The sequence below is a fragment of the Clostridium sp. DSM 17811 genome (genome assembly GCF_018861905.1).
GTDB lineage: Bacteria > Bacillota > Clostridia > Clostridiales > Clostridiaceae > Clostridium_AD > Clostridium_AD frigoriphilum.
The window spans coordinates 267,295-291,037 of sequence record NZ_JAHLDU010000001.1 but is presented as its reverse complement, the minus strand read 5'-3'; the positions used below and the strand labels follow the sequence as shown (position 1 = coordinate 291,037).

17 protein-coding genes and 1 other RNA gene are annotated in these 23,743 nt (G+C 31.0%); 16 read left to right on the top strand and 2 right to left on the bottom strand.

Annotation, left to right across the window (positions count from 1 at the left end; all coding sequences use genetic code 11):
- The first annotated feature begins 189 nt into the window (after positions 1 to 189).
- From KPL44_RS01390 to KPL44_RS01370, 5 genes are all read left to right on the top strand, one after another.
- Positions 190 to 2,112, top strand: coding sequence for an OPT family oligopeptide transporter (locus KPL44_RS01390; RefSeq protein ID WP_216246689.1), 1,923 nt, complete (start codon positions 190 to 192; stop codon positions 2,110 to 2,112).
- Positions 2,099 to 2,449, top strand: a complete 351-nt coding sequence (locus KPL44_RS01385; RefSeq protein ID WP_216246687.1) for a PqqD family peptide modification chaperone — start codon at positions 2,099 to 2,101, stop codon at positions 2,447 to 2,449. Before KPL44_RS01390 ends, KPL44_RS01385 begins: the two co-directional genes overlap by 14 nt.
- A gap of 342 nt (positions 2,450 to 2,791) precedes the next feature.
- Positions 2,792 to 4,183, top strand: coding sequence for a dipeptidase PepV (gene pepV, locus KPL44_RS01380; RefSeq protein ID WP_216246685.1), 1,392 nt, complete (start codon positions 2,792 to 2,794; stop codon positions 4,181 to 4,183).
- 271 nt (positions 4,184 to 4,454) lie between these two features.
- Positions 4,455 to 5,543 (top strand): dipeptide epimerase, encoded by a 1,089-nt coding sequence (locus KPL44_RS01375; protein WP_216246683.1) that lies wholly within the window; start codon positions 4,455 to 4,457, stop codon positions 5,541 to 5,543.
- A gap of 54 nt (positions 5,544 to 5,597) precedes the next feature.
- On the top strand, positions 5,598 to 7,796 hold the full coding sequence (locus KPL44_RS01370) for a HelD family protein (RefSeq protein ID WP_407934998.1): 2,199 nt from the start codon (positions 5,598 to 5,600) through the stop codon (positions 7,794 to 7,796).
- 262 nt (positions 7,797 to 8,058) lie between these two features.
- Here KPL44_RS01370 and KPL44_RS01365 read toward each other — a convergent pair whose 3' ends face one another.
- Positions 8,059 to 8,424, bottom strand: coding sequence for a DUF4363 family protein (locus KPL44_RS01365; RefSeq protein ID WP_216246681.1), 366 nt, complete (start codon positions 8,422 to 8,424; stop codon positions 8,059 to 8,061).
- Between the two features lie 23 nt (positions 8,425 to 8,447).
- A complete protein-coding gene (locus tag KPL44_RS01360) occupies positions 8,448 to 9,152 on the bottom strand; it encodes a DUF421 domain-containing protein (RefSeq protein WP_216246677.1) in 705 nt (234 codons plus the stop codon).
- A gap of 224 nt (positions 9,153 to 9,376) precedes the next feature.
- Between KPL44_RS01360 and ssrS the strand changes: the two genes are divergently transcribed.
- The 11 genes from ssrS (at position 9,377) to KPL44_RS01305 (ending at position 23,681) form a co-directional block, all read left to right on the top strand.
- Positions 9,377 to 9,565, top strand: a non-coding RNA gene (gene ssrS / locus KPL44_RS01355) — 6S RNA.
- 160 nt (positions 9,566 to 9,725) lie between these two features.
- Positions 9,726 to 10,529, top strand: a complete 804-nt coding sequence (locus tag KPL44_RS01350; protein WP_216246676.1) for a hypothetical protein — start codon at positions 9,726 to 9,728, stop codon at positions 10,527 to 10,529.
- A gap of 14 nt (positions 10,530 to 10,543) precedes the next feature.
- Entirely contained in the window at positions 10,544 to 11,662 is a 1,119-nt protein-coding gene (locus KPL44_RS01345; protein ID WP_216246675.1) for an ATP-binding protein, read from the top strand.
- Positions 11,663 to 11,670: 8 nt separating this feature from the next.
- Positions 11,671 to 13,035, top strand: coding sequence for a vWA domain-containing protein (locus tag KPL44_RS01340; protein ID WP_216246674.1), 1,365 nt, complete (start codon positions 11,671 to 11,673; stop codon positions 13,033 to 13,035).
- A 358-nt stretch (positions 13,036 to 13,393) separates the two neighbouring features.
- Complete coding sequence (gene truA / locus KPL44_RS01335; RefSeq protein WP_216246673.1) at positions 13,394 to 14,134, top strand: tRNA pseudouridine(38-40) synthase TruA; 741 nt, start codon at positions 13,394 to 13,396, stop codon at positions 14,132 to 14,134.
- 676 nt (positions 14,135 to 14,810) lie between these two features.
- On the top strand, positions 14,811 to 15,251 hold the full coding sequence (locus tag KPL44_RS01330) for a MarR family winged helix-turn-helix transcriptional regulator (protein WP_216246672.1): 441 nt from the start codon (positions 14,811 to 14,813) through the stop codon (positions 15,249 to 15,251).
- A 29-nt stretch (positions 15,252 to 15,280) separates the two neighbouring features.
- Positions 15,281 to 17,056, top strand: coding sequence for an ABC transporter ATP-binding protein (locus tag KPL44_RS01325; RefSeq protein WP_216246670.1), 1,776 nt, complete (start codon positions 15,281 to 15,283; stop codon positions 17,054 to 17,056).
- Positions 17,053 to 19,056 (top strand): ABC transporter ATP-binding protein, encoded by a 2,004-nt coding sequence (locus tag KPL44_RS01320; protein WP_216246669.1) that lies wholly within the window; start codon positions 17,053 to 17,055, stop codon positions 19,054 to 19,056. Before KPL44_RS01325 ends, KPL44_RS01320 begins: the two co-directional genes overlap by 4 nt.
- A gap of 253 nt (positions 19,057 to 19,309) precedes the next feature.
- Positions 19,310 to 20,152, top strand: a complete 843-nt coding sequence (licT, locus tag KPL44_RS01315) for a BglG family transcription antiterminator LicT (RefSeq protein WP_216246667.1) — start codon at positions 19,310 to 19,312, stop codon at positions 20,150 to 20,152.
- Between the two features lie 198 nt (positions 20,153 to 20,350).
- Entirely contained in the window at positions 20,351 to 22,192 is a 1,842-nt protein-coding gene (locus KPL44_RS01310) for a beta-glucoside-specific PTS transporter subunit IIABC (RefSeq protein ID WP_216246666.1), read from the top strand.
- A gap of 67 nt (positions 22,193 to 22,259) precedes the next feature.
- Positions 22,260 to 23,681 (top strand): glycoside hydrolase family 1 protein, encoded by a 1,422-nt coding sequence (locus KPL44_RS01305; RefSeq protein WP_216246662.1) that lies wholly within the window; start codon positions 22,260 to 22,262, stop codon positions 23,679 to 23,681.
- Positions 23,682 to 23,743: the final 62 nt, after the last annotated feature.

Here is a 23,743-nt window from a genome sequence, read left to right as displayed (position 1 = left end):
TAATTATAAGGGGGAATATTATGGAGAAATCTAAAAAGTTTCTCATATAGCGTATGGTGGAATCAAAGGTGAAGATTATTTGACATTTGTACCAGCTAGTCAAGCAATTCCAAAAATAATAGCAATATCAATAATACTAGGTAAATTAGGTTATGATTATGGTCAATAAATATAAAGGAGGTACATCTTATGAATAATAAATTGTCAAAGGGTGCATACGGTGGCGTATCTGGTAAAGATTATGTTCCATACGTTTCAACTGGTTCTAAATCTGGTGGAAACGTTGTCGTATTAATAATTGGTATTTTTTTAGCTGCTTTGTTCGCGGCATCAACTGCCTATTCAGGTATGAAATCAGGGCTTACAGTTGCGGCTGGTATACCCGGATCTATAATAGGTTCAGCATTTATAGCTTTATTTGCTAAGCAAAAGGGTATACTTGGGAAAAATTTATTACAAGGCATGTCAAGTGGTGGAGAATCTGTTGCTAGTGGTATAATATTTGTTTTACCTGCAATTCTTTTAATAGGTTCTAAAGTTACTTTCCTCGAAGGTTTGGTTGTTGGTGTGGGCGGAGTTCTATTCGGTATAGGGATAGCTTCTCTTGTTCACAATTACTTAATGGTTGAAGAACACGGTAAATTAATGTACCCTGAATCAATGGCTATATCTGAAACACTTGTTGCTTCAGAAGGAACTGGCGAAACCATGAAGTACATGGGAATAGGCTTTGGAATAGGAGGTATTATAACTGTTGTAACTAGTTCTTTTTTAAATGTAGCTAACAACGTTATAAGTTATGTAAATGAATCTTTCTACAAGTGGAAATTTGAAGTCGAAGTTAATCCTCTATTATTAGGTATAGGATTTATAGTCGGCATAGATGTTTCTTTAACTATGTTTGCTGGTTCTATATTATCTAATTTCGGTATTATGCCTTTAATAGGATATTTCATTAATCTTGGAAGAGATGGAGCAACTGTATGGAATGATCCTAGCGTTGCTATAAATGCTATGCAAGTTAAAGATATAGCAGGTAGTTATGTGAAATATATCGGTGCTGGTATGATGCTTTCTGGTGGATTTATAGGTGCTATAAAGCTTATACCTACCATAATATCTTCCATAAAGGAGACTATGAATGCTAAGACTTCAAAGGGTGCTGGTAGTTCATCTGCTGGAAACATTATATTAATTAGTGGTATAGTGATAGCTTTTATAGGAGGATTCATGATATCTGGTGGTAATATATTAATGGCGATAACTGCTTCTATTTTATCATTATTCTTATCATTACTATTTGCTATAGTTTCTGGTCGTTTAACAGGTACTATAGGAACTTCAAATCTTCCTGTATCTGGAATGACTATAGCTTCTATAGTTGTTGTAACATTATTATTTGTTGTAATGGGATGGAAAAATCCTGCAAACAACAAATCACTACTTTTATTTGGTACATTTATAGTTACTGTTATATCTGTAGCAGCTGGTTATTGCCAATCACAAAAAGTTACTTACATAGTAGGTGGCGACAAAAATGAAATGCAAAAATATTATGCTATAGCTGGTATAGTAGGTGTTGTAGTAGTTATTGGTACTATATTATTACTTTCGAGTAAACTTGCAATGACTGGAGATAACGTTTCGTTTGCATTACCTCAAGCTAACTTAATGGCAACGTTAACTGCTGGTATAATGTCAGGTAAATTACCTTGGGTTATGGTAATTGCTGGTATTGTTATGGGAATTGTTTTATATATATTAAAGCTTCCTGTAATGACAATTGCTATAGGATTCTACTTACCGATAGCTACAAATTCTATAATATTAGTAGGCGCGTTAGTTCGTTTATTTATAGAGAAAACTTCTAAATCTAAAGAAGAAAAAGAAGTTAAAATTGAAAATGGTATAGGATTATCGTCTGGTCTTGTTGCGGGTGGTTCAATAATTGGACTTATAGGTATAATACTTCAAGTATTGAAAGTTATAAAAGGAAATGGACCAAGTGGATTTGCGGCTTCTAATGGAATGGCATTTGTAATATTAGCAGTTCTAGTAATTGCTACTATAATACCTATAATGAAAAGTAAGGTAAGTAATGCTGAAAAATAATGAAGATGTTTTAAATATAATATTTAAAATTTTTGATGATTTAGAGTATGAAATAAATAAAGAAAATATTGTGACTATACTTGAAAAACAAGATCATAAAGTCCAAAAGTTCTTTAGAAAACTTAATTTCAGGATTCCAGAGTATAAAAAAACTTCTTTAGATGAATATGGAAGTTGTGTGTTTTTACAAATAGATGGTAAGAAAACTGTAAAAGATATTGGAGAAAATCTAGAATTAAAGTATGGAGATAAAGCTCACCCACTTTATGAAAGATTATTGTTGTTCTTAAACCATATCGATGTTAATTGTCACTATATAGAAAAAACAAATGTTTAACGACATTTTAGAAGTTGTTGCAGTGACCCAGGAGATGATTTAATACAAAAGATGGCACTGCATTGTAGTTGCCATCTTTTGATATTAGTAATCTAGGACATGGTTGAAAAAGACAGCTTAGAAAGTTTAAGGTAGAAGAAGAGACGTGTATGCTACAAAAATAGACATGAAAACTATTTAATGTTATAATTTAACTACGGAATAAATAATAGATTAAATAATAAATATAAAATATAAGTTAAGAGCCGTTATGGCTCTTAACTGTTTTTTAGGAGACATTTATGTTTAATAATAAAAACAAAAATAATCTACTTAATAGATTATTAAGAGAGGGGAAAGAATATGGAATTAAATAAATTAATTGATGGCATGAAAGAGGACATTATTAAATCAACACAAGAAATTATAAAAATTAAAAGTGTAGAAAGTGAACCTAAACCTGGGATGCCATTTGGTGAGGGTGTAGCTAAATCATTAGAGTGTGCGTTAGGCATTGCAAAGAGATTAGGACTTCATACGGTCAATGTAGATGGTTATGTAGGGTATGCAGAATATGGCACCGGTGATGATTATGTTTTGGCACTGGGGCATTTAGATATAGTTCCTGAAGGTGATGGATGGATTTACCCACCTTATGGCGCAGAAATTCATGATGGAAAAATGTATGGACGTGGAACTACGGATGATAAAGGACCAATAATGGCAACGCTATTTGGGTTAAAAGCAATAAAAGATGCAAAATTACCTGTATCTAAGAGAATTAGAGTTTTATTTGGTACTAATGAAGAAACAGGAAGCAAGGAACTTGACCATTACTTAGAAAAAGAAAAACCACCAGTTGCTGGTTTTACACCAGATGCGGATTATCCAATAATTAATGGAGAAAAGGGTATAACTATTTTTGATATTGTAAAAGATTTTAATAACATAAATAAAGGTGAAAACGTTATAAAATATATCAAAGGTGGTCAAGTTTCTAATATGGTACCTGATTATTGTGAAGCAGGAATTATTTCTACTAATGCTAATGTTATAGTTAAATTATTAAGGACTTTTATAAAAGATACTGATTATAAATTATCAGCAGTGGTTAACACAAATCTTATAATAATTAAATCTATAGGTGAAGCAGCTCATGGAAGTACACCAGAGTTTGGTAAAAATGCAATAATGCAATTATTACAATTTCTAGGAACCATAAATCTTGACTCAAATGATGCATCAGAATTAGTAAAATTTTTAAATGAAAATATAGGGACGGAGACGCATGGTGAATCTTTTGGTGTTTGCCTTGAGGATAAGATTTCAGGAAAGTTATCATTTAATGTTGGAGTTATAAATATGGATAAGAATTCTGCTACGGTAACATTGAATTTAAGGTATCCTGTAACAAACAAATTGGAGGATATGATGACTCCATTTAATGAAAAAATAAAAGGAACTGGATTAAGAGTGGAGAAATTTGTACACCAAGAGCCATTATATTTTCCACCAGATAGTCCAATTATAAAAACACTCCAAAAAGTTTATACTGAGCAAACGGGAAAAGAAGCCACATTGGTATCTATAGGTGGAGGCACTTATGCTAAAGAAATGCCTAATATTGTAGCTTTTGGACCAATGTTTCCAGGAGAACCAGATACTATTCATAAACAAAATGAATATATTACAATAGATAATTTAATTAAAAATGCTAAAATATATGCCCATGCATTGTATGAACTCGCAAAATAAATATATACATTATTTCACAAGATATATATCTTAGTAAATAATAAATAACCTTTAAACCTATGTCTTATAAAATAAGATATAGGTTTTAGTATTCTTATAAGGTTGAATTTTATAAAACAAATTAATTGTGAATTTATATAAAGCCATAGAATTAAACTGTACATAGAGGTATAATAGAATATTATACTATAAATAATTTTTATAACATTGTATAAATAAGTTAAACAATATAAAAACTATAAAAAATATAGATTTTTAGCGAGGGATAATTATGAAAATACAAGATATTAAGATGGGTAGAATTAGTACTCCGCTGAAACACGGATATAAAGTAGGCAAGAGAATACTTACATTTTCCGATGAGATAGTTATAAAAATGATTACTGATACTGGGGAAATAGGTTATGGTAGCGCCGCACCAACACCGTTTATAACTGGAGAAACAGATAATTCAATAATTGGAGCTATAAATTATATTAAACCTGAAATTATAGGCTTAGATATTGAAAATATTGAAGAAATTATGAAGGTACTTCATAATTCTATTCACGGTAATAATAGCGCGAAGGCCGCTATTGATATAGCTATATATGATTTGCTTTGCAAGAAATATGGAATACCACTTTACAAATTTTTGGGCGGATATAAGACTTCGTTAACTACAGATCTTACTATAGTAAATGATACAGTAGAGCAAATGGTAGGGAAATCTTTAAAAGCTGTAATGGATGGTTATACTTGTTTAAAGGTTAAAGTTGGGAACCATGTGGATTTTGATATAGAGAAAGTTAAATCAGTAAGAAAAGCGGTAAGGCGTGGGATAAAGATAAGGGTAGATGCTAACCAAGGCTGGAGACCTAAGGAAGCTGTAAGTATAATTAGAAAATTTGAAGATATGGGGCTTGATATTGAGTTTGTTGAGCAACCGGTTAATGCCTGGGATATAGATGGACTAAAATATGTTACAGACAATGTTTCTACAAAGATTCTTGCAGACGAAGCAGTTTTTGGACCATCAGATGCCTTTAAGATAATTGAAAAAAGAGCAGCAGATCTAATAAGTATAAAACTTATGAAATGTGGAGGCATTAATAATGCAATAAAGATATATAATATGGCAGAAAATATGGGTATAAGATGCATGATGGGATGTATGTTAGAAAATAGGATAGGCATAACGGCGGCAGCTAGTTTTGCAGCATCAAAGTCTAACTTGGTTAAAGCGGATTTGGACACTATGTTGTACTTTGATAAGTGTGCAATAGTTGGTGGTGCAGCTGTAGAAGGTAATACTATAACTATTAACGATTCCCCGGGTCTTGGAATTTCAGATATCATTGGATGGAATGAAATTTCTTAGATATATGTATATTTATTTTAGAGTTAAGTAGATAAAAAATAACAAGCAAATGAGGTGGTAGTTTTGAATAATAATGAATATGATATAGAGACTGGTTCGGTGGAAGTCGAATTAAAGAAGCAGTTAGAGTTCAATATAGAAGAAGATAAATTAAAGTCTGTTGTTGATATTATTAGTGAAGAAATTTTGAAATATATTGAGAAGAGGAAGGAAATCACAAAATATATTTTAGAATATAGGAAAAAAGTAATTGAAGACTATAGAGATGATGAAGATATGGTAATAGAGTATTTTGATCATGAGATATATGTGAAAGAAGAAGCGTTTAAAACTATTGATAGAAGACTTAAGGAGTTAACGGCACTTAAAAGCTCTCCTTATTTTGGAAGAATAGATTTTTCTGAAGAAGATTATGGTATAAATGAAATGTATGTAGGAAGATTTGGGGTTACGCCAGACAATACTTATGAACCTTTAGTAGTAGATTGGAGGGCTCCTGTTGCATCTCTATTTTACACTGGGTCTCTAGGAGCGGCATTTTATGACGCACCAAAAGAAAAGATAGCAGTTAATATTTTAGCTAAAAGGCAATATATAATAAAGAAAGAAAAGCTTAAAGGAATGTTTGACTCAGCACTAGATATAAAGGATGAAATACTACAAATGGTGCTTAGTGGGAATGCGGGTGAAAAGCTCAAAGATATAATAATGACAATACAAAAGGAACAGGATGATTTAATAAGACAACCAAGAACGAAAACTATTGTAGTTGATGGTGTTGCTGGTAGTGGAAAAACAACTATAGCACTTCATAGAGTTGCATATTTACTTTATAATTATAGGAAAATACTTGAAGATAAGGTTTTAATATTAGGGCCTAATAATGTATTTATAGAGTATATATCAACAGTCTTACCAAGCCTTGGTGAATCAGGGGTTAAGCAAACAACATTTAGAGACTTTGCTTTTGATATCTTAGAACTTAAAGAAGTAATGAGTCTAAAGGAATACATGGAAAAAGTACTTAGTGGAGAAAAGGAATTTGCAAAGGACATAACATATAAAAATTCTATAGATTATAAGAATTTTATTGATAGAGCTGTAGAAAAATTGGATAATGAATATTTTAAGATGGAAGATTTAATTTTTATGGATGAATTAATAGTATCTAAAGAAGATATTAAAGAAATGTTCCACAATGATTATAAAACTATGCCTTTATTTAGGCGAAGTAAGAAAATTAGAAGGATTATTTATTCTAAAATTAGTGATGCTAGGGATAAAAAAGTTAGAGAAATACAAAAGGAATATGAAAAGACTGTTTTTGCTTTGTCTGCGCAGGAAAAGGATTTAAAAATAAATGATTTAGATTTTAATAGAAGACTTAATATTAGAGCAGTCATAAAAGAAGTACTTTTGCTAAAAAGAAGCCTTACTTGGCTCAATAATGGAAACTGTGTTGAGTTATATAACAATATTAATGGAAATAAAAGATTAACTGAAAATGATTTAGGTGGTATCTTATATTTCAAGATTAAGCTTGAAGGAACAAAAGTATCTGAGCAAATAAAACATGTAGTAATAGATGAAGCGCAGGATTATAATGAACTTCAGTTTTTAGTCATAAAGGAATTAACAGGGTGTAGTTCTTTAACTATAGTTGGAGATAGCAACCAAAGGTTAATACCATTTGATGGAGAATTACCTATGCATGATATGAAAAATATACTTCCCAATTGTAATGTTCAGGAGTTTAGATTAAATACTAGTTATAGATCTACAAAAGAAATTATGGAGTATGCTAATAAATATTTAGAGGCTGATCCCATTGTTCCAATAGTAAGAAGTGGTGAACCCGTAAGAGAAATATTAATTTCAAACAGAGATGAATTTAAAAAATTTGTACTAGATAAAATTGATGATTTTAAAAATAAAACTTACGAAAATATTGCGATTATATGTAAAGATATAAAAGAATCAGAAGATATATTTGGGCTGATTAATGAAAATACAAATGTTAAAATTATAGATAAGGAAAATGACATATATCATAGCGGAATTGTAGTGTTACCATCATATTTTGCTAAAGGACTCGAGTTTGATGCAGTAATTATGGTCTTAGATGAGCCTAAAGATGTCAGTGAGCATAAAGTAGATAATACCTTAAGTGAATATAAACAAGAAGATAAACTTAGGTATGTGATGGCAACTAGAGCATTACATGAACTTCAAGTGATTAAGAAAAACTTTTAACTTTTTTTCTTAGAGAATGTTAACAAAAGGATATATCACGTAAAATGCGTTTGAACAAGCTTTAGAAATTCTTTATTTAATTTATTTGAAGATGCGTTTAAAAAAATACATGTTTGAGCGATAGCGAGTTTGTATTTTTTAGCATCTGTAAATAAATTAAATATTAGAATTTCTTAGCGAAGCGAAAGCAGTTATAGCGATATATCCTTTTGTTGCTATATCCTCTAAGAAAAGTTGATAATCTATAATTCGAGGGTACATATTATTTTGTAAGTTCATCCCAGTTTTCAACCATTTCATTTAATTCAATTAATGTACTAGCTTTATCTTTACTAGCTATAGATCCACGGAGACTAGCAAGGTTTAAACTTATATTATACATTTCATCTCTTTCAACACTAAATTGTATGCGGGGAATAACTTTTTTCCATGCAATATCAATACTAGCGATATCTTGTTCAAGTTTACTCCAATTTTCAACTTCTGCATGTTTTATGGATAGATTTACAAAAGTGATTACATCTTCTGAAGGATTCTGAGGCTTTTTTAAATAGTTACCCCCAAGCATAATTAATACAAAAACTGTTAAAGTAACTATAGGTATAAAGTAAGTTATAAATTTTTTCATAGTTTAAGTTACTCCTTTATATTTTATTTTTTTGTCTGCTTTATATGATCGTTATAAAGATCTACATGTAAACCACTTGTTTGATTATATATAGCTAAAAATACTTCAGAGACATCAGTAATATTTTGTTTTTTTAGTTTGTTCATTAACCATCTTTCATTCCTATTAATAATTATTAAGTTGTTTTGTACAATGCTGCCGTCATGTATGACTTCATAATCAATACAAGCAGCAGAAGTTTTAATATTTAAATCTTTTGGTGTAACTGGATCACTTTCAGTCTTTTTTAAAATTGATAATTGACCATCTTTCTCGAGTACTGCATAAGCAACATCGTTTACGTCAAAAATACCTTTATCTCTTAACTGTGCTAGAAGGTCACCTATGGTATAACGGTATTTTTTCATTGACTCCTCTAGTATTTTTCCATTTGTTATAATAATGGAAGGCTCCCCATCTAAAAATTTTTCGGCAGTCTTTGATTTGATGGTTATCAATTGAAGGATAAGGCATAAGACAGTCCAGGTAATTAAGCCTACCCAGTGAGGCCAAGCTCTACTAGTTAAATCTGTAGTTAAAGTAGAAGCTGTGGAACCTATAGTTATACCAACTACATAATCAAAAAAAGTTAGCTGACTAACTTGTTGTTTTCCGAGAACACGAGTAAATATCAATAACGTAAAAAAGCCGATGACTCCTCTTACAAGAACCATTAGACCTTCATTCATAATAACACCTTCTTTAGTAGTAGTATCTCCATATTTATAATTTGTATTTATGTAGAAATTATAATTATTATTGTGATATAAAATTAGAAAGCGCGATTGATGAGGAGTATTTTACCAAGTAAAATTATTTTTAAAAAATCATAAAATACTATTGAATTTTAATTTAATTCTGATATAATAAAATTAACAAAACAAATTAAACGTATTCAAATATTTTAAAAATTAGATTTCTGGGGTATTCGTCAAGCTCTTATTTTCAACCTACAATATTTATACGGGAGTTCGAGATCTAGATGTGCATTTGGCTTATAAGACCAATTTTTAATTGGCAAGGACTGTTATACATCTCTGAGGACACCCACCTATCATAAAGATAGGTGTAAAAATTGGGGCAACGGTATTTTGGATTAATGATTTTAAAATTTTGATTAATTTATAAAGAGATAGAAATATCTCTTTTTTTAGTGTCTCTTAAATTATAATTTAATTTTTTTATGTTATAATTAATATAAAGTAATAAGACATTTTGAAAAAGCAGTAAGTGCACAATGTCTTGCAAAGAGGTGCAGTAATATGAGAGAAGACAAAGTTCTTGAGATGATAAAGATTAACCCAATTGTTATAAAAAATATTGAAAATCCCAGTGATGAGATGAAACTTATGGCGATAAAAAAAGATGGTATAATGATACGCTATATAAAAAATCCTACAAGTGAAATGGAATATTTAGCAATACAAAACAATCCACGGGTGATTGAGTTTATAAAGAAACCAACATATAATATGAAAAAACATGTTGTGTCAAAGCTATGGAATGCTCTAGAATTTATTGAAAATCCTTCAGAAGAATTGATAATAATAGGTATGAAGCAAAAGGGATATGCAATAAAATACGCTGAAAATCCAAGTGAAAAACTTCAAAAAATGGCTATAGAAAAAGATTATGATTCTATAAAATATATAGAAAACCCAAGTGAAGAAATACAATTTTTTGCTATAAGAATAAATTATGTTGCTTTAAGGTATATAAAAAATGCAACATTAAGTGCTGAGATATTGGCAATACGCGAAAATGAATCAGCTATAAGGTTTATTGAAAATATAGATGATAATAAAAAGATATTGTTTTTAAAAAGCAACGCATTTGTAATGAAATATATTATTAATGATCTCTCAAGGGATAGTGTAGAGATGGCTTTTAAAGAGGTGTTATCTAAAGAAACTGTATCAGACAAATATGTGAGAGATTTCATAAATTGTGATAGTATAAATGAGAGATATGGCAACATATCTATGGATAAAATAGTCTTTATTTATAAATATGGTAGTAAAACATGCAAAAAAATAGCAGTTGATGAAAAACTGAATATGATGTAAGAAGGGATGAACTAATGAATTTAAAAGATACTATGTTAAGTGTAGAACTTGTTATAGAAACGAATGAAGTGCCTTTAATTGTAGGAGAGAGTGGTATTGGAAAAACTGCACTCGCGAAAACACTTTCAAAAAATAAAGGGTGGAGCTTGGTTATTATAGATGGTAACCTATTAAAAGAAGGAGAGATAGGCGGCCTTCCAACAGTTGAGGATTATAGTTTTAAGGATATAAGTGGCAAGGAGGTTCAATCAAAAAATACTGTTTATGCAGTTCATACAAAACTGCAAGAAATAGATAAATTAGTAAATGAAGGCAAAGAAGTGTTTTTATTTATTGACGAGATAAATCGTTGTGAACACACAGTGCAGCAGGAACTTATGAACCTAATATTAAATAGAGAGATAAATGGATATAAACTAGATAAAAAAGTAAAAATATTAGCAGCAATGAACCCTTCTAGCAAGTATGGTGAAGATTTTGATTATCAAGTAGTTGATATGGATGCCGCGCAAGAAAATAGATTTGTTTTATTACATATGGAATGTGACTCAAAAGCTTGGATTTCATGGGCTATAGAAAATAACTTAGAGCAAAAGGTTGTAGAATTCATAGCTACATTTCCTGAATATTTACTAAATAATCAAAAGGATGAGCAAATAAGAGCGACCCCAAGAAGTTATGAGCGGGTTTCTAAAGTTTATAAAATATATAAGGAAAATAAAGATACTATTCCTAAAAGAATATTTCTTAATATAATAAAAGGAAATTTAGGTAATAGAATAGCGAATGAGTTTATGTCATTTACACAGGAAGATAATGAGCCATTAATTTCTTTTGATGATGTGTTTGCAGGTGAGGTATTATCACAAGAAATAATAACTAAGGTGGAAAATGAAACCCACACTAGATTATATTTAACATCAAAAAATATTATATATACATTGGATAATAAAGTGATTCTAGACAGCGATATAAGGCGGTTTATAGAATTATTGGGCATTTATCCTGTGGATTTAGGGGTAGGAATTATGCAGGATATTAAAGAAAGCAGTAATAATGTTTATAAGCTGTGTTTGGAAAATGAAGCCTTCGTTGAAATGTATTTTAAGGCCTATAATCAAATAAAAGGCTAGGTGAAATTATGGGAAAAAAATTTGAAATCCTTAAAAGTGAGCTTTATGATGAAATTTCTAATGTGAAAAGCATAAGGGATATGCCAAGCAATTTTACAAATGACTTCTTGAAACTCGTTACAATGGTTAATTTTATGTTAATAGAGGATAAGGACAATTTTTATGGCTATTTTTTGCTTCAAATGTCTAGAGAGATAAAATATGATATAAGTTCTCCAACAGCTGTGAATTTTAAATTATCTAGGTATGTTATTTACTTTAATCCATATATTTTCTTAAACCTCACAGCAGAGCAGATGAAGAGCGCTATAAAACATGAGATTTATCACATATTATCATTTCATTTAAAACGTGCAAGAGGCCTTAAAACAAAATACAGCACCTTGGCTATTAATATGGCAATGGATATAGTAGTTAATCAATATTTAAACTATCTTCCACCATTTTCTATAACGATAGACAGTATAAATTCAAAATATAGATTAAATCTTCAACAATATATGGGTATGGAATATTATGCAAAGGAGATTCAGAAAGCTTTGGATCTTTTAGAGGAAGATGATGAAAGTCAAGTGGATGACTCTAAGGATAAGCATATAGAAAAAGAATATGATGCTAGAAAAACTCATGATTTATGGGAAGAATCTATAGAAGTAGACGAGGAAACTCTTGAAAATTTTACGCAGAAATATGCCATGCTTTCAGAAAAAGGCAAAGTACCTCTTTATTTAGAGGGTATTTTGAAGGGGCTAAAAAACGAAAAAGGTGAAATTCCTTGGAATTTGTATTTGAAAAAGATTATGGGGACATTGGAAAGTGATAAAAAAAAGACTGTTGCAAGAAGAAGTAGGCGTCAACCTAATAGATTGGATCTAAGAGGAGAACTTAGGGGGCATACTGCTAGAATTACCTTGGCTATAGATGTAAGCGGTAGTATAAGCGATGAGGAGTTTAAGGGAGCAATAAAGGAAGTGTTTAATATAGTGAAAACTTATAAACATGAAATAACTCTGATTGAATGTGATACGCAAATAAGGCAGGTATATAAGGTTAAATCTATTAATAGCATAAGAGAGCGATGTACTAGTCGTGGTGGTACGAAATTTACACCTGTGTTTAAATATGTAAATGGTACAGATACTAATATACTAATATATTTTACAGATGGAAAAGGTGAAGAAAAACTGGATGTATTACCAAAGGGTTACAAAACATTGTGGGTTATATCGGGACGTGGTGATAAACTATCATTAAAGGAACCTTTTGGAATAATAAAAAAACTAAAGCCTGTAGAGATAATAGAGGATATGCAGGAAAGATTAGATATAATGGTTGATGGGTTTTCTATGCAAAGTCAAGAGCCAATACATTAGCATGATAAACCCTGAATTTTTTCTATGTGACTTGCAAACGAACTTTAAACTGGAAATTTGACTAAGAAATTCTAATGATTTACTCATGGAAAATTCTCTATCACTCACATTCGGCGTCCTGCCTCAGGTTCGCTAGCCTGCCTTCCTGGCAGGCTTACGAGAATTTTACATTTATAAATCAAGAATGTCTAAGTCGAATTTCAATAGTTTCGTTGTTTCGTATTGCAAGTCACTTCGTAGAAATTTGCGCTTAATATGTTCATAAAGAAAGTAATTTATACTTGAACGTGCAGAGGAAAAGTAAAACAACTTAAAATAGGAGAGTTGGTTAAGAAATAAGGTAAAGGTGGATATATATATGAGAAATTTAAAAATGATATTAGAATTTGATGGAAGTAGATATAAGGGATGGCAGAAACAACCAGATAATGATTTAACGGTTGAAGGTAAAATTGAAAGTGCTTTATCTAAAATGGTAGGGGAACCTATAGAAGTTACAGGTTGCGAAAGAACAGATATAGGTGTGCATGCCGAGAACTATGTGGCAAATTTTCATACCGACTGTGATTTAAGTATAGAAGCTATTATGGATTATCTTAATGGAGATTTACCAGATGATATAGCAGTGAAGTCTATGGAGTGTGCAAGTGAAAAATTTAATTCAGGATATAATATAAAATCAATTACTTATGTGTATAAAATAAGTAATAGTGAATTAAGAAACGTGTTTAATAGAAAATATGTTTATAACTCCGAGATGCTACTTAATTTAGAAGAAATGAAAAATACAGCAGAATATTTAGTTGGTACTCATGACTTTCAGTATTTAGCCACAGTACCTATAAATATTAAGTCTACTATAAGAACTATTAATTATATTAATATAATAGAATTAGAAGAAGGTATTATTGAGATAGAAATTAATGCTGATGAATTCCTCTGGAATATGGTAAGAATTATTGTGGGTAGTCTTCTAGAAGTAGGTAAAGGGAATATAAAACCAATTGATATTGAAAATTTATTAATTGATACAGAAGCATCGGCATATATACCAATGGCTAAATCTAAAGGATTAGCTTTAAGAGGCGTTGAATACTAAGATAACAAAGCAAGAAATCACCTGTGTGAATTGCATAAGAACTAAAAACTAGAAATTCAATTAACAAATTCTAATCTTTTGATTATATAAAATTCTCAACCTCTGGGTAGTTCTCTGGGGCGCATAACAATTATCAATTGTTATGTACTCACATTCAACCTCCTGGCTCAGGTTCGCTAGCCTGACTTCCTGTCAGGCTTACGAGAATTTTATATTCTCAAAAGAAGAATTTCTAAATGAAATTTAATAGTTTTGTCGTTTCTTATTGCAAGTCACTCCGGTGGGATTACTATGCTTATTAAGATATGAGTGTTACACTGATATAACTATAAGTAAAAAAAGATAATACTAAGGGCTTACCCCCAAGGTATTATCTTTTTTTGTTAAGTGTATTAATAACGTCGAACATAATTAGAAATTATTACATAATATAGTTTTAGAGGATTAAAAGGAAAGCTTAAAATAGTTATTTATGATTAAAAAATCTCGATGAAATGTTTGGAAATGTTTACAGTATATAGCTGTAAACCGTTTGATGGGCAGACGTTAGCGTGTGTCCATTTATTTTTTTAAAATGTATTGACATGAGATATTTATGGGATTATAATATACTTCGTAAGCTAAATATACGTACACGAAACATTTGTATTCGAAATATATTCAAGGTGGTGATTAAGTGGAAATATTTAATGAAAGTATAGAAGTTGCGAGGCTTTTTCAAGAGGTTATGCAGTTATTTAAACATAGTATGACTAAAGTATTATGTGATACAGGCATGTCTGCACCTCAAGGTATGGTTTTAGGACTTTTAAGTAAAAAAAAGAAGATGAAGATAACTGAACTTAGCAATGATCTTTGTCTATCAAATAGTACAGTATCTGGAATTATAGACAGGCTTGAGAAGCAGAAAATGGTAGTACGTGAAAGAAGTGAGAAGGACAAGAGAGTAGTTTATGTAAGTATAGCGCCAAATTTTGAAGACATGCATAAAACTTTCCATAAACAGTTTGAAAAAAATATTGCAGACGTAATGAGTAAAGGAGATGCACAGGAGATTCATAAAATATTTGAGGGCTTAGACGTACTAAAAAAACTTTTAAAAGACCAAGAAAAATAAAACAATAACAATGAATGGAGATGACACTTTTGATTAAATTATTTAGATTTCTTAAACAATACACAATACACATAATTGCAATAGTTATATTAATTTTTATTCAGGTACTTGCGAATCTTTATTTGCCAACATTAATGGCAGATATAATAGATAAAGGTATAGTTCAGAAAAATGTAGTTCAAAATATTTCATTCCTAGGATATAGTGGAGCTTATAAAGGGATAGAATATATTATGAGAATAGGTGCTATTATGCTGATAATTTCAGCAGGTGGTGTTATATGTTCAATTATAGCTGCATTCCTATCGTCTAAAACTTCTGTTGGACTTGGTAGAATTGTTCGTAATAAATTATTTGCTAAAGTCGAAGGATTTTCGCTACATGAGTTTGATAAGGTTGGTACTGCAACACTTATAACAAGGACTACGAATGATGTTACTCAGGTTCAAACAGCAACCGTAATGATTTTTTCAATCATGCTTTTTGCACCTTTAACTGCAATAGGTGGTATTGTTATGGCTTTAAGAGAAGATGCAACTTTAACTTGGATTTTTGCAGTTGTAATTCCGCTTCTTGGAATTATTATTGGAATAACTCTTAAATTCGCTATGCCGTTATTTAAATTAATGCAAGTTAAAATAGATAAATTAAATCTTGTATTACGTGAATCACTTACTGGTATTAGGGTTGTGCGTGCATTCAATCGTATAAGGACTGAAAAGGCTAGATTTGATGATGCTAACACTGATCTTATGAATAATGCTGTAAAGGTAAATAAGATCATGGCTTTTTTATTGCCAATAATGATGTTTATCATGAATGTTACAACAGTTGCTATTATTTGGTTTGGTGCTAAAAGAATAGATACTGGAGGCATGGAGGTTGGTTCATTAATAGCATTTATACAATATGGAATGCAAATTTTATTCGGATTCTTAATGCTTGCTATGGTATTTATAATGATACCAAGGGCACAAGCCTCTGCAATAAGAATTAATGAAGTATTAGATATGGAGCCAGAAATAATTGATCCAAAGAATACTAAATTAGCGGATAAAAAAAGTGGATATGTTGATTTTAAGGATGTAACATTTAGTTACCCTGGTGCAGATCAACCAGCCATTAGTAATATAACATTTAGTGCAAGACCAGGTGAAACAACCGCTATTATTGGTGGTACTGGTTCTGGTAAGTCAACTCTTATAAACTTAATACCACGTTTTTATGATGTTACTAGTGGTGCAATATTAGTTGATGGGGTAGATGTTCGCGAAATGAGTCAGGAAAGCCTAAGATCTAAAATAGGGTTTGTTCCTCAAAATACTGTTCTCTTTTCTGGAACTATTGCAGAGAATATTAAATATGGTAAAGATAATGCTACTATTGAGCAAATTAAGCATGCAGCTACAGTAGCACAAGCTACTGACTTTATCAATGGAATGAAAGAAGGGTATGATCATCCTATTGCCCAGGGCGGTACAAATGTTTCTGGTGGACAAAAACAACGTCTATCTATAGCGCGTGCCTTAGTTAGACAACCTGAAATATATATATTTGATGATAGTTTTTCAGCACTTGATTTTAAAACTGATGCAAAACTGCGAGCAGCACTTAAAAAAGAAACATCAAAATCTACTGTAATAATTATTGCACAAAGGGTTGCAACGGTTATGGATGCAGATAGGATTATAGTAATAGATGACGGCTTAATTGCAGGCATAGGAACTCACAAGGAACTTTTAACCAGTTGTAAGATATATCATGAAATTGTATCTTCACAGCTTTCAGAGGAGGAATTATCATGAGTGAAAAAAATAAGAACAATAAACCAAGTGGAGGTATGGGTGGTGGACCAATGGGATCTTTTGCAGGTCCTAAAGTAAAAGCCAAAGACTTCAAAGGTACATTAAAAAGGCTTTTAAGTTACTTAAAACCTCAAAGAACCAATTTTATCTTAGTTTTTATATTTGCAATCTTCAGTACCGTTTTTACAATAGTAGGACCCAAGATTTCAGGAAAAGCTATAACTAGATTAGTTGAAGGTATGATGAATAAATATGGATTGCTTCAGTTGCATGCTCAGCAAGATAAAATAGCAGCTGTAATAAAAGCTAATCCAGGGGCCGCAAACAGTCCTAAGGTAATTGATGGTCTTGATAAAATTAAGGCTGGAGTATCTAAAATAATGGATATAAATGGTGGAATGATAGATTTCACTTATATACGAAACATTATTCTTTTATTACTTGGATTATATGTAATAAGTACGATTTTTGGATTTCTTCAACAATATATAATGGCTGAAGTTGCACAGAAAACTGTATACAATTTACGTAAGGAAGTTGAAGATAAACTTTCAAGATTACCACTTAAATTCTTTGATTCAAAAACTCATGGTGAGATATTAAGTCGTGTAACAAACGATGTTGATAATATATCAACAACGCTTCAACAGAGTCTTACTCAGCTTATTACGTCGATTGTTACAATAATTGGTATTGTAGTTATGATGCTTACAATAAGTCCACTTATGACTTTAGTTGTAATTTTAACATTACCATTATATATTGTTGTGACAGCTTTTGTAGCAAAACGATCACAAAAATATTTTGCGTCGCAACAAAAGGAAATTGGAGAACTTAATGGTCATGTTGAAGAAATGTATACTGGTCATAAAATTGTTAAATCTTTTGGACATGAGAAAGACTCAGTACAAGAGTTTAGAAATATTAATGATAGGTTATACAATGCAGGGTGGAAAGCTCAGTTTATTTCTGGGATAATAATGCCTATGATGAGATTTGTTAGTAATATAGGTTATGTAGTAGTTTGCGTTGTTGGTGGATATCTAGCAACACAAGGAAAAATCACAATAGGTAATATTCAAGCCTTTATTCAATATTCTAATCAATTTACTCAACCAATAGTTCAAACTGCAAATATAGCTAATATTATTCAATCAACAGTAGCATCTGCTGAACGTATTTTTGAATTACTAGATGAAGTTGAAGAGATTGAAGAAACTGCGGATTCTAAGGTAATTGAGTTTCCCAAAGGCGAAGTTAAGTTTGAGCATGTTGATTTTAGTTACAAAAAAGAAGAATCACTTATTAAAGATATGAATATTGATGTAAAGAGGGGCCACACAATTGCAATTGTTGGACCAACCGGGGCTGGTAAAACTACACTTGTTAACTTGCTTATGAGGTTCTATGAGATAGATGCTGGTAAAATTTCGATTGATGGAGTTGACATAAGAGATATAAAACGTGGAGAGTTACGTAGTATGTTCGGTATGGTACTTCAGGATACTTGGTTATTTAATGGGACTATAATGGAGAACATTGCTTATGGTAGAGAGGGAGCAACAGATGAAGAAGCTATGCAGGCAGCAAGAGCTGCTCATGCACATCACTTTATTAAGACTCTTCCTGAAGGGTATAATACAATACTAAATGAAGAAGCTTCTAATATATCACAAGGTCAAAAACAGCTTCTTACTATAGCTCGCGCAATACTTGCTAATCCAACTATTATGATATTGGATGAGGCTACAAGTAGTGTCGACTCAAGAACAGAAGTTTATATACAAAGGGCTATGACAGAACTTATGCAAAATAGAACAAGTTTTGTAATTGCACATAGACTTTCTACAATTAAAGATGCAGAGTTAATTTTAGTTATGGATAAAGGAAGTATCATTGAGATGGGTAACCATAATGAGCTTCTAGCTAAAAATGGATTCTATGCAGATCTTTATAATAGTCAGTTTGCTGGTGCAAACTTAGATAATGAAGTAATGTAAACAAGAATACACTGTAGAGAAAAATTCTACGGTGTATTTTTATGTTGACAACCTTTACATTAAGTGATAATATAAGTTTATAAACTAAATAATGTCTAACAGGATTGTGACTGATAATTCAGGCAAGACCTAGGTTAATGTGAAACATACGTATAGAGAGTCTATAAGTGTTTTATTTTAATTTGGGTTTTTTATTTTTAAAATTGTAATGCTAAAAAACAATTAAATATAATTATATAAAGTGGTGTTAATAATGAAAATAAAAAAAGTATTGAATAATAATGCAGTTACTGTAATGAATAATGATAATAGGGAAATAGTTGTTATGGGTCTAGGACTAGCTTTTAAAAAAAGAGCTGGAGATGAACTTGAAGAGGATAGAATTGAGAGGGTATTTACACTAGAGAATAAAGAGGTATCTGAAAGATTAAAAAATCTCATTAGTGAAATTCCTGCAAAGTATGTGGAAATTTCAGAAGAAATAATAAAATATGCAGAAGAAATCTTAGGGAAAAAACTAAATGAAAATATATATTTAACATTAACAGATCATATTAGCTTTGCAATTACTAGGAACAAACAAGGGTTAAACATAAAAAATCCTATGCTTTGGGAGATAAAAAGATTTTATAAACAAGAATACGAAATTGGACTTATTGCACTTAATATTATAAAAGAAAACTTTGAGATAACATTACTAGAGGATGAGGCAGCCTCGATCGCTCTTCATATTGTGAATGCAGAACTAAATCAGGATATGCCGAAGGTTGTAGCTATGACAAAGGTTATTCAGGAAATACTTAATATAATTAGATATAACTTTAAAATGGATTTTGATGAAGAGTCATTAAGCTACCATAGATTAGTAACTCATTTAAAGTTTTTTGCTCAACGAATGATGAATGAAACTACATCTAAAGGTGATGATGAATATTTATATGAAATTGTAATAGAAAAGTATGACGATGCGTATAAATGTGTAAATAAAATAAAGACTCATTTAAAAAAAGCTTATAACTTAATATTGTCAAAAGAAGAAATGACATATCTTACTATTCATATTCAAAGAGTTGTCAATCGAGATGTAATTAAATAAAATATCAATATAAATAAAGTAAATAAATGAGGATTGTGACTGAGATTCAGGCAAGACCTAAAATGTTTACTAAATAATCCATTTAATATTATTAGCTTTTAGAAATCAAAAGGCATGATAATTACTTGGAATGTTTAGTTTACAGTTTAGGTCTTTTTTTTATAAATTTTAGAAAAATTAAATTAAGGGGTGAATTAAATGGACTATAATAATTTAGCAAGTCAAATTCTTAAGTTAGTTGGGGGAGAAAAAAATGTATTAAGTGTTGTTCATTGTGCTACCAGATTACGATTTAAATTAAGAGATAAGAAAAAAGCAAATAAGATTGAACTCGAGAAAACAAATGGTGTTTTAAGTATAGTTGAAAGCGGAGGACAATTTCAAGTAGTTATTGGAAGTGATGTTTCCGATGTTTATAAAGAACTAATGAAAATTGCAAGTTTTGGCGTGAAGTCTGATTCAGAAGATGTAGTAACAGAAAAGGAATCAGTTTCTTCAAAGATTTTTGGAGTTATTTCAGGGAGTTTTTCGCCGCTAATTCCAGCACTTGCTGGTTCAGGTATGTTGAAGGCATTACTTACAGTTCTTACAATGACAGGTTTGTTATCTGTTCATAGTGGAACTTATAGTATTTTGTCTGCAGCAGCAAATGCTATATTCTATTTTTTACCAATATTCCTCGGAATTACTTGTGCTATTAAATTAGAGGCTAATGCATATGTGGGAGGAATTATTGGAGCAGCTCTTTTAGAACCTAATATTACAGCATTGCTCCTTGTAGGTAAAACGACTTCGTTTATTGGAATACCTGTTGTATTAATGAATTATTCATCTACTGTGTTTCCAATTTTTATTGCTGTTAGTATTTTTGCAGTGTTTGAAAGACTACTTAAGAAAATTATACACAAAGATGTACAGATGTTTTTAGTGCCTATGATATCTATGATGGTTATGGTACCTTTAACTGTAATAGCCTTTGGACCTTTTGGTGTTTATGCTGGAAATGCTATTGGAGCAGGAGTTACATTTTTAAGTGGTAAAAGTGGCATATTAACAGGGGCTGTTATGGGAGCTGCTTGGACATTCTTAACTGTTCTAGGCCTTCATTGGGGGTTAGTACCTATTATTTTAGCAAATATTGCATCTGGTGGTGATCCAATTATTGCAATGGCCGCAGCTGCTGTTTTTGCTCAAATGGGTTTGGCTTTTGGTGTGTTTGTAAAAACAAAAGATAAAAAATTAAAAACTCTTGCAGGATCTACATTGCTACCGGGGTTACTCTCTGGAGTAACAGAACCTATTGTTTATGGATTACTTTTACGTTATAAGCGTACAATTCCATACGTTGCAGTTGCTGGAGCTGTTGGTGGAGCAATTAGTGGAATTCTAGGAGTACAGGAAAAAGTTTTTGCGTTTCCTAGTGCGTTATCAACTCCAGCATTTTCGCCGATGTCTATGTACGCAATTGCTATGGCAGTTCCCTTTATTATAGTAGCACTTCTTACTATAATATTTGGATATGAAAGTAAAGATAAAAGAATTAAAGCTAAAGATGAGTTAAATAATGGAGATGAATCATTGTTATTAAAGAAAGAAGTTATTGTCAGCCCATTAACTGGAGAAGTAAAATCGTTATCATCCGTGAATGATCCTGTTTTTTCAGCAGGAACAATGGGAAAAGGGATTGCTATAGAGCCAACAATTGGTGAGGTTGTATCGCCTGTAAATGGCATTGTTAAAGCAATATTTCCAACAAAGCATGCTATTGGAATTATGTCTGATGAAGGTGTAGAGATATTAATCCATATTGGAATAAATACGGTTCAATTAGAAGGAAAATATTTTACTCAAATAGCTAAACAAGAAGATCGAGTGAAACAAGGTGACATATTAGTTAAATTTGATATAGATAAAATAAAAGAAGCGGGATATGAAGTTATAACGCCTATTATTATAACAAATACTGGCAATTATTCAGATGTTTTGGCAAGTAACATAAAACAAATTAAAAAGGGTGAAACACTATTAACTATTGTATAGTTAAAAAATAATTTGAAATATACAAAATGAGTAAGTAAAAAATAACAAATAATAGGAGGAACTAAAAATGCAAAGTAATACAGAAAGATTTCCAAAAGGATTTTTGTGGGGTGGAGCAGTTGCTGCTAACCAATGTGAAGGGGCATATAATGAAGATGGTAAGGGATTGTCAACACAGGATATAGCACCAAGAGGCATCATTGGGAAAATCACAAAAGAACCAACAGAAGATAACTTGAAATTGATAGGTATTGATTTCTATCATAGATATAAAGAGGATATCAAATTATTTGCCCAGATGGGATTTAAGACATTTAGAACATCTATTGCATGGTCTAGAATATTTCCGAATGGTGATGATGCCATGCCTAATGAGAGAGGGTTACAATTTTATGATGATTTATTTGATGAATGTTTAAAATATGGAATGGAGCCACTGGTTACAATTTCTCATTATGAGACGCCTCTTGCCTTATCTAAGAATTATGATGGTTGGGTAAACAGAAAGCTTATAGGATTTTTTGAAAACTATTGCAAAACAATCTTTGATAGGTACAAGAATAAAGTGAAATATTGGCTTACATTTAATGAGATTAATTCAGTATTGCACCAACCATATATGAGCGGTGGTATATTTACAGATAAAGAAAAGTTGACAAAACAGGATTTATATCAAGCAATTCATCATGAGTTAGTAGCAAGTGCAATGGCAGTTAAAATTGGACATGAAATGATGCCTGGTGCAAAAATTGGGTGTATGATTCTTGGAGTACCAAATTATCCATTAACTCCTGATCCTAGTGATGTAATTGAAGCAATGAAACAAGATAGGGAAAACTTATATTTTGCAGATGTTCATGTAAGGGGAGTATATCCTAAATATATGGATAAATATTTTAAAGATAATAATATAAAAATTATTATGGAACCCGGAGATGCTGAAGTTCTAAAAAATACAGTAGACTTTGTTTCATTTAGTTACTATATGAGTTCTTGTGCAACCTCAGATTTAACAAAGGCAAAAGGAGCAAGTGGAAACATAATCTCAGGAGTTCCAAATCCATATTTAGAATCTTCGCAGTGGGGATGGCAAATAGATCCAAAGGGATTGCGATATATTCTCAATCTTTACTATGATCGTTATCAAAAACCACTATTTATTGTTGAAAATGGGTTAGGTGCTGTTGATGAATTGGTAATTGGTAAAGATGGTAATAAAACGGTTGATGATGATTACAGAATTAAATATCTAAATGATCATTTGGTTCAGGTAGCCAAGGCAATAGAAGATGGGGTAGATGTAATGGGGTACACCTCATGGGGCTGTATTGATCTTGTTAGTGCATCAACTGCAGAATTTAAGAAACGCTATGGTTTCATATATGTAGACCGTAATAATGATGGAACGGGTACTTTAGAAAGATACAAGAAAAAAAGCTTTAATTGGTATAAAGAAGTAATAAGAACAAATGGAAAAAATTTAATATAAGATTTATGCATTGAAGGTCATGTTGAAATTAATTTCGACGTGGCTTTTTAAATTTAAAAAAG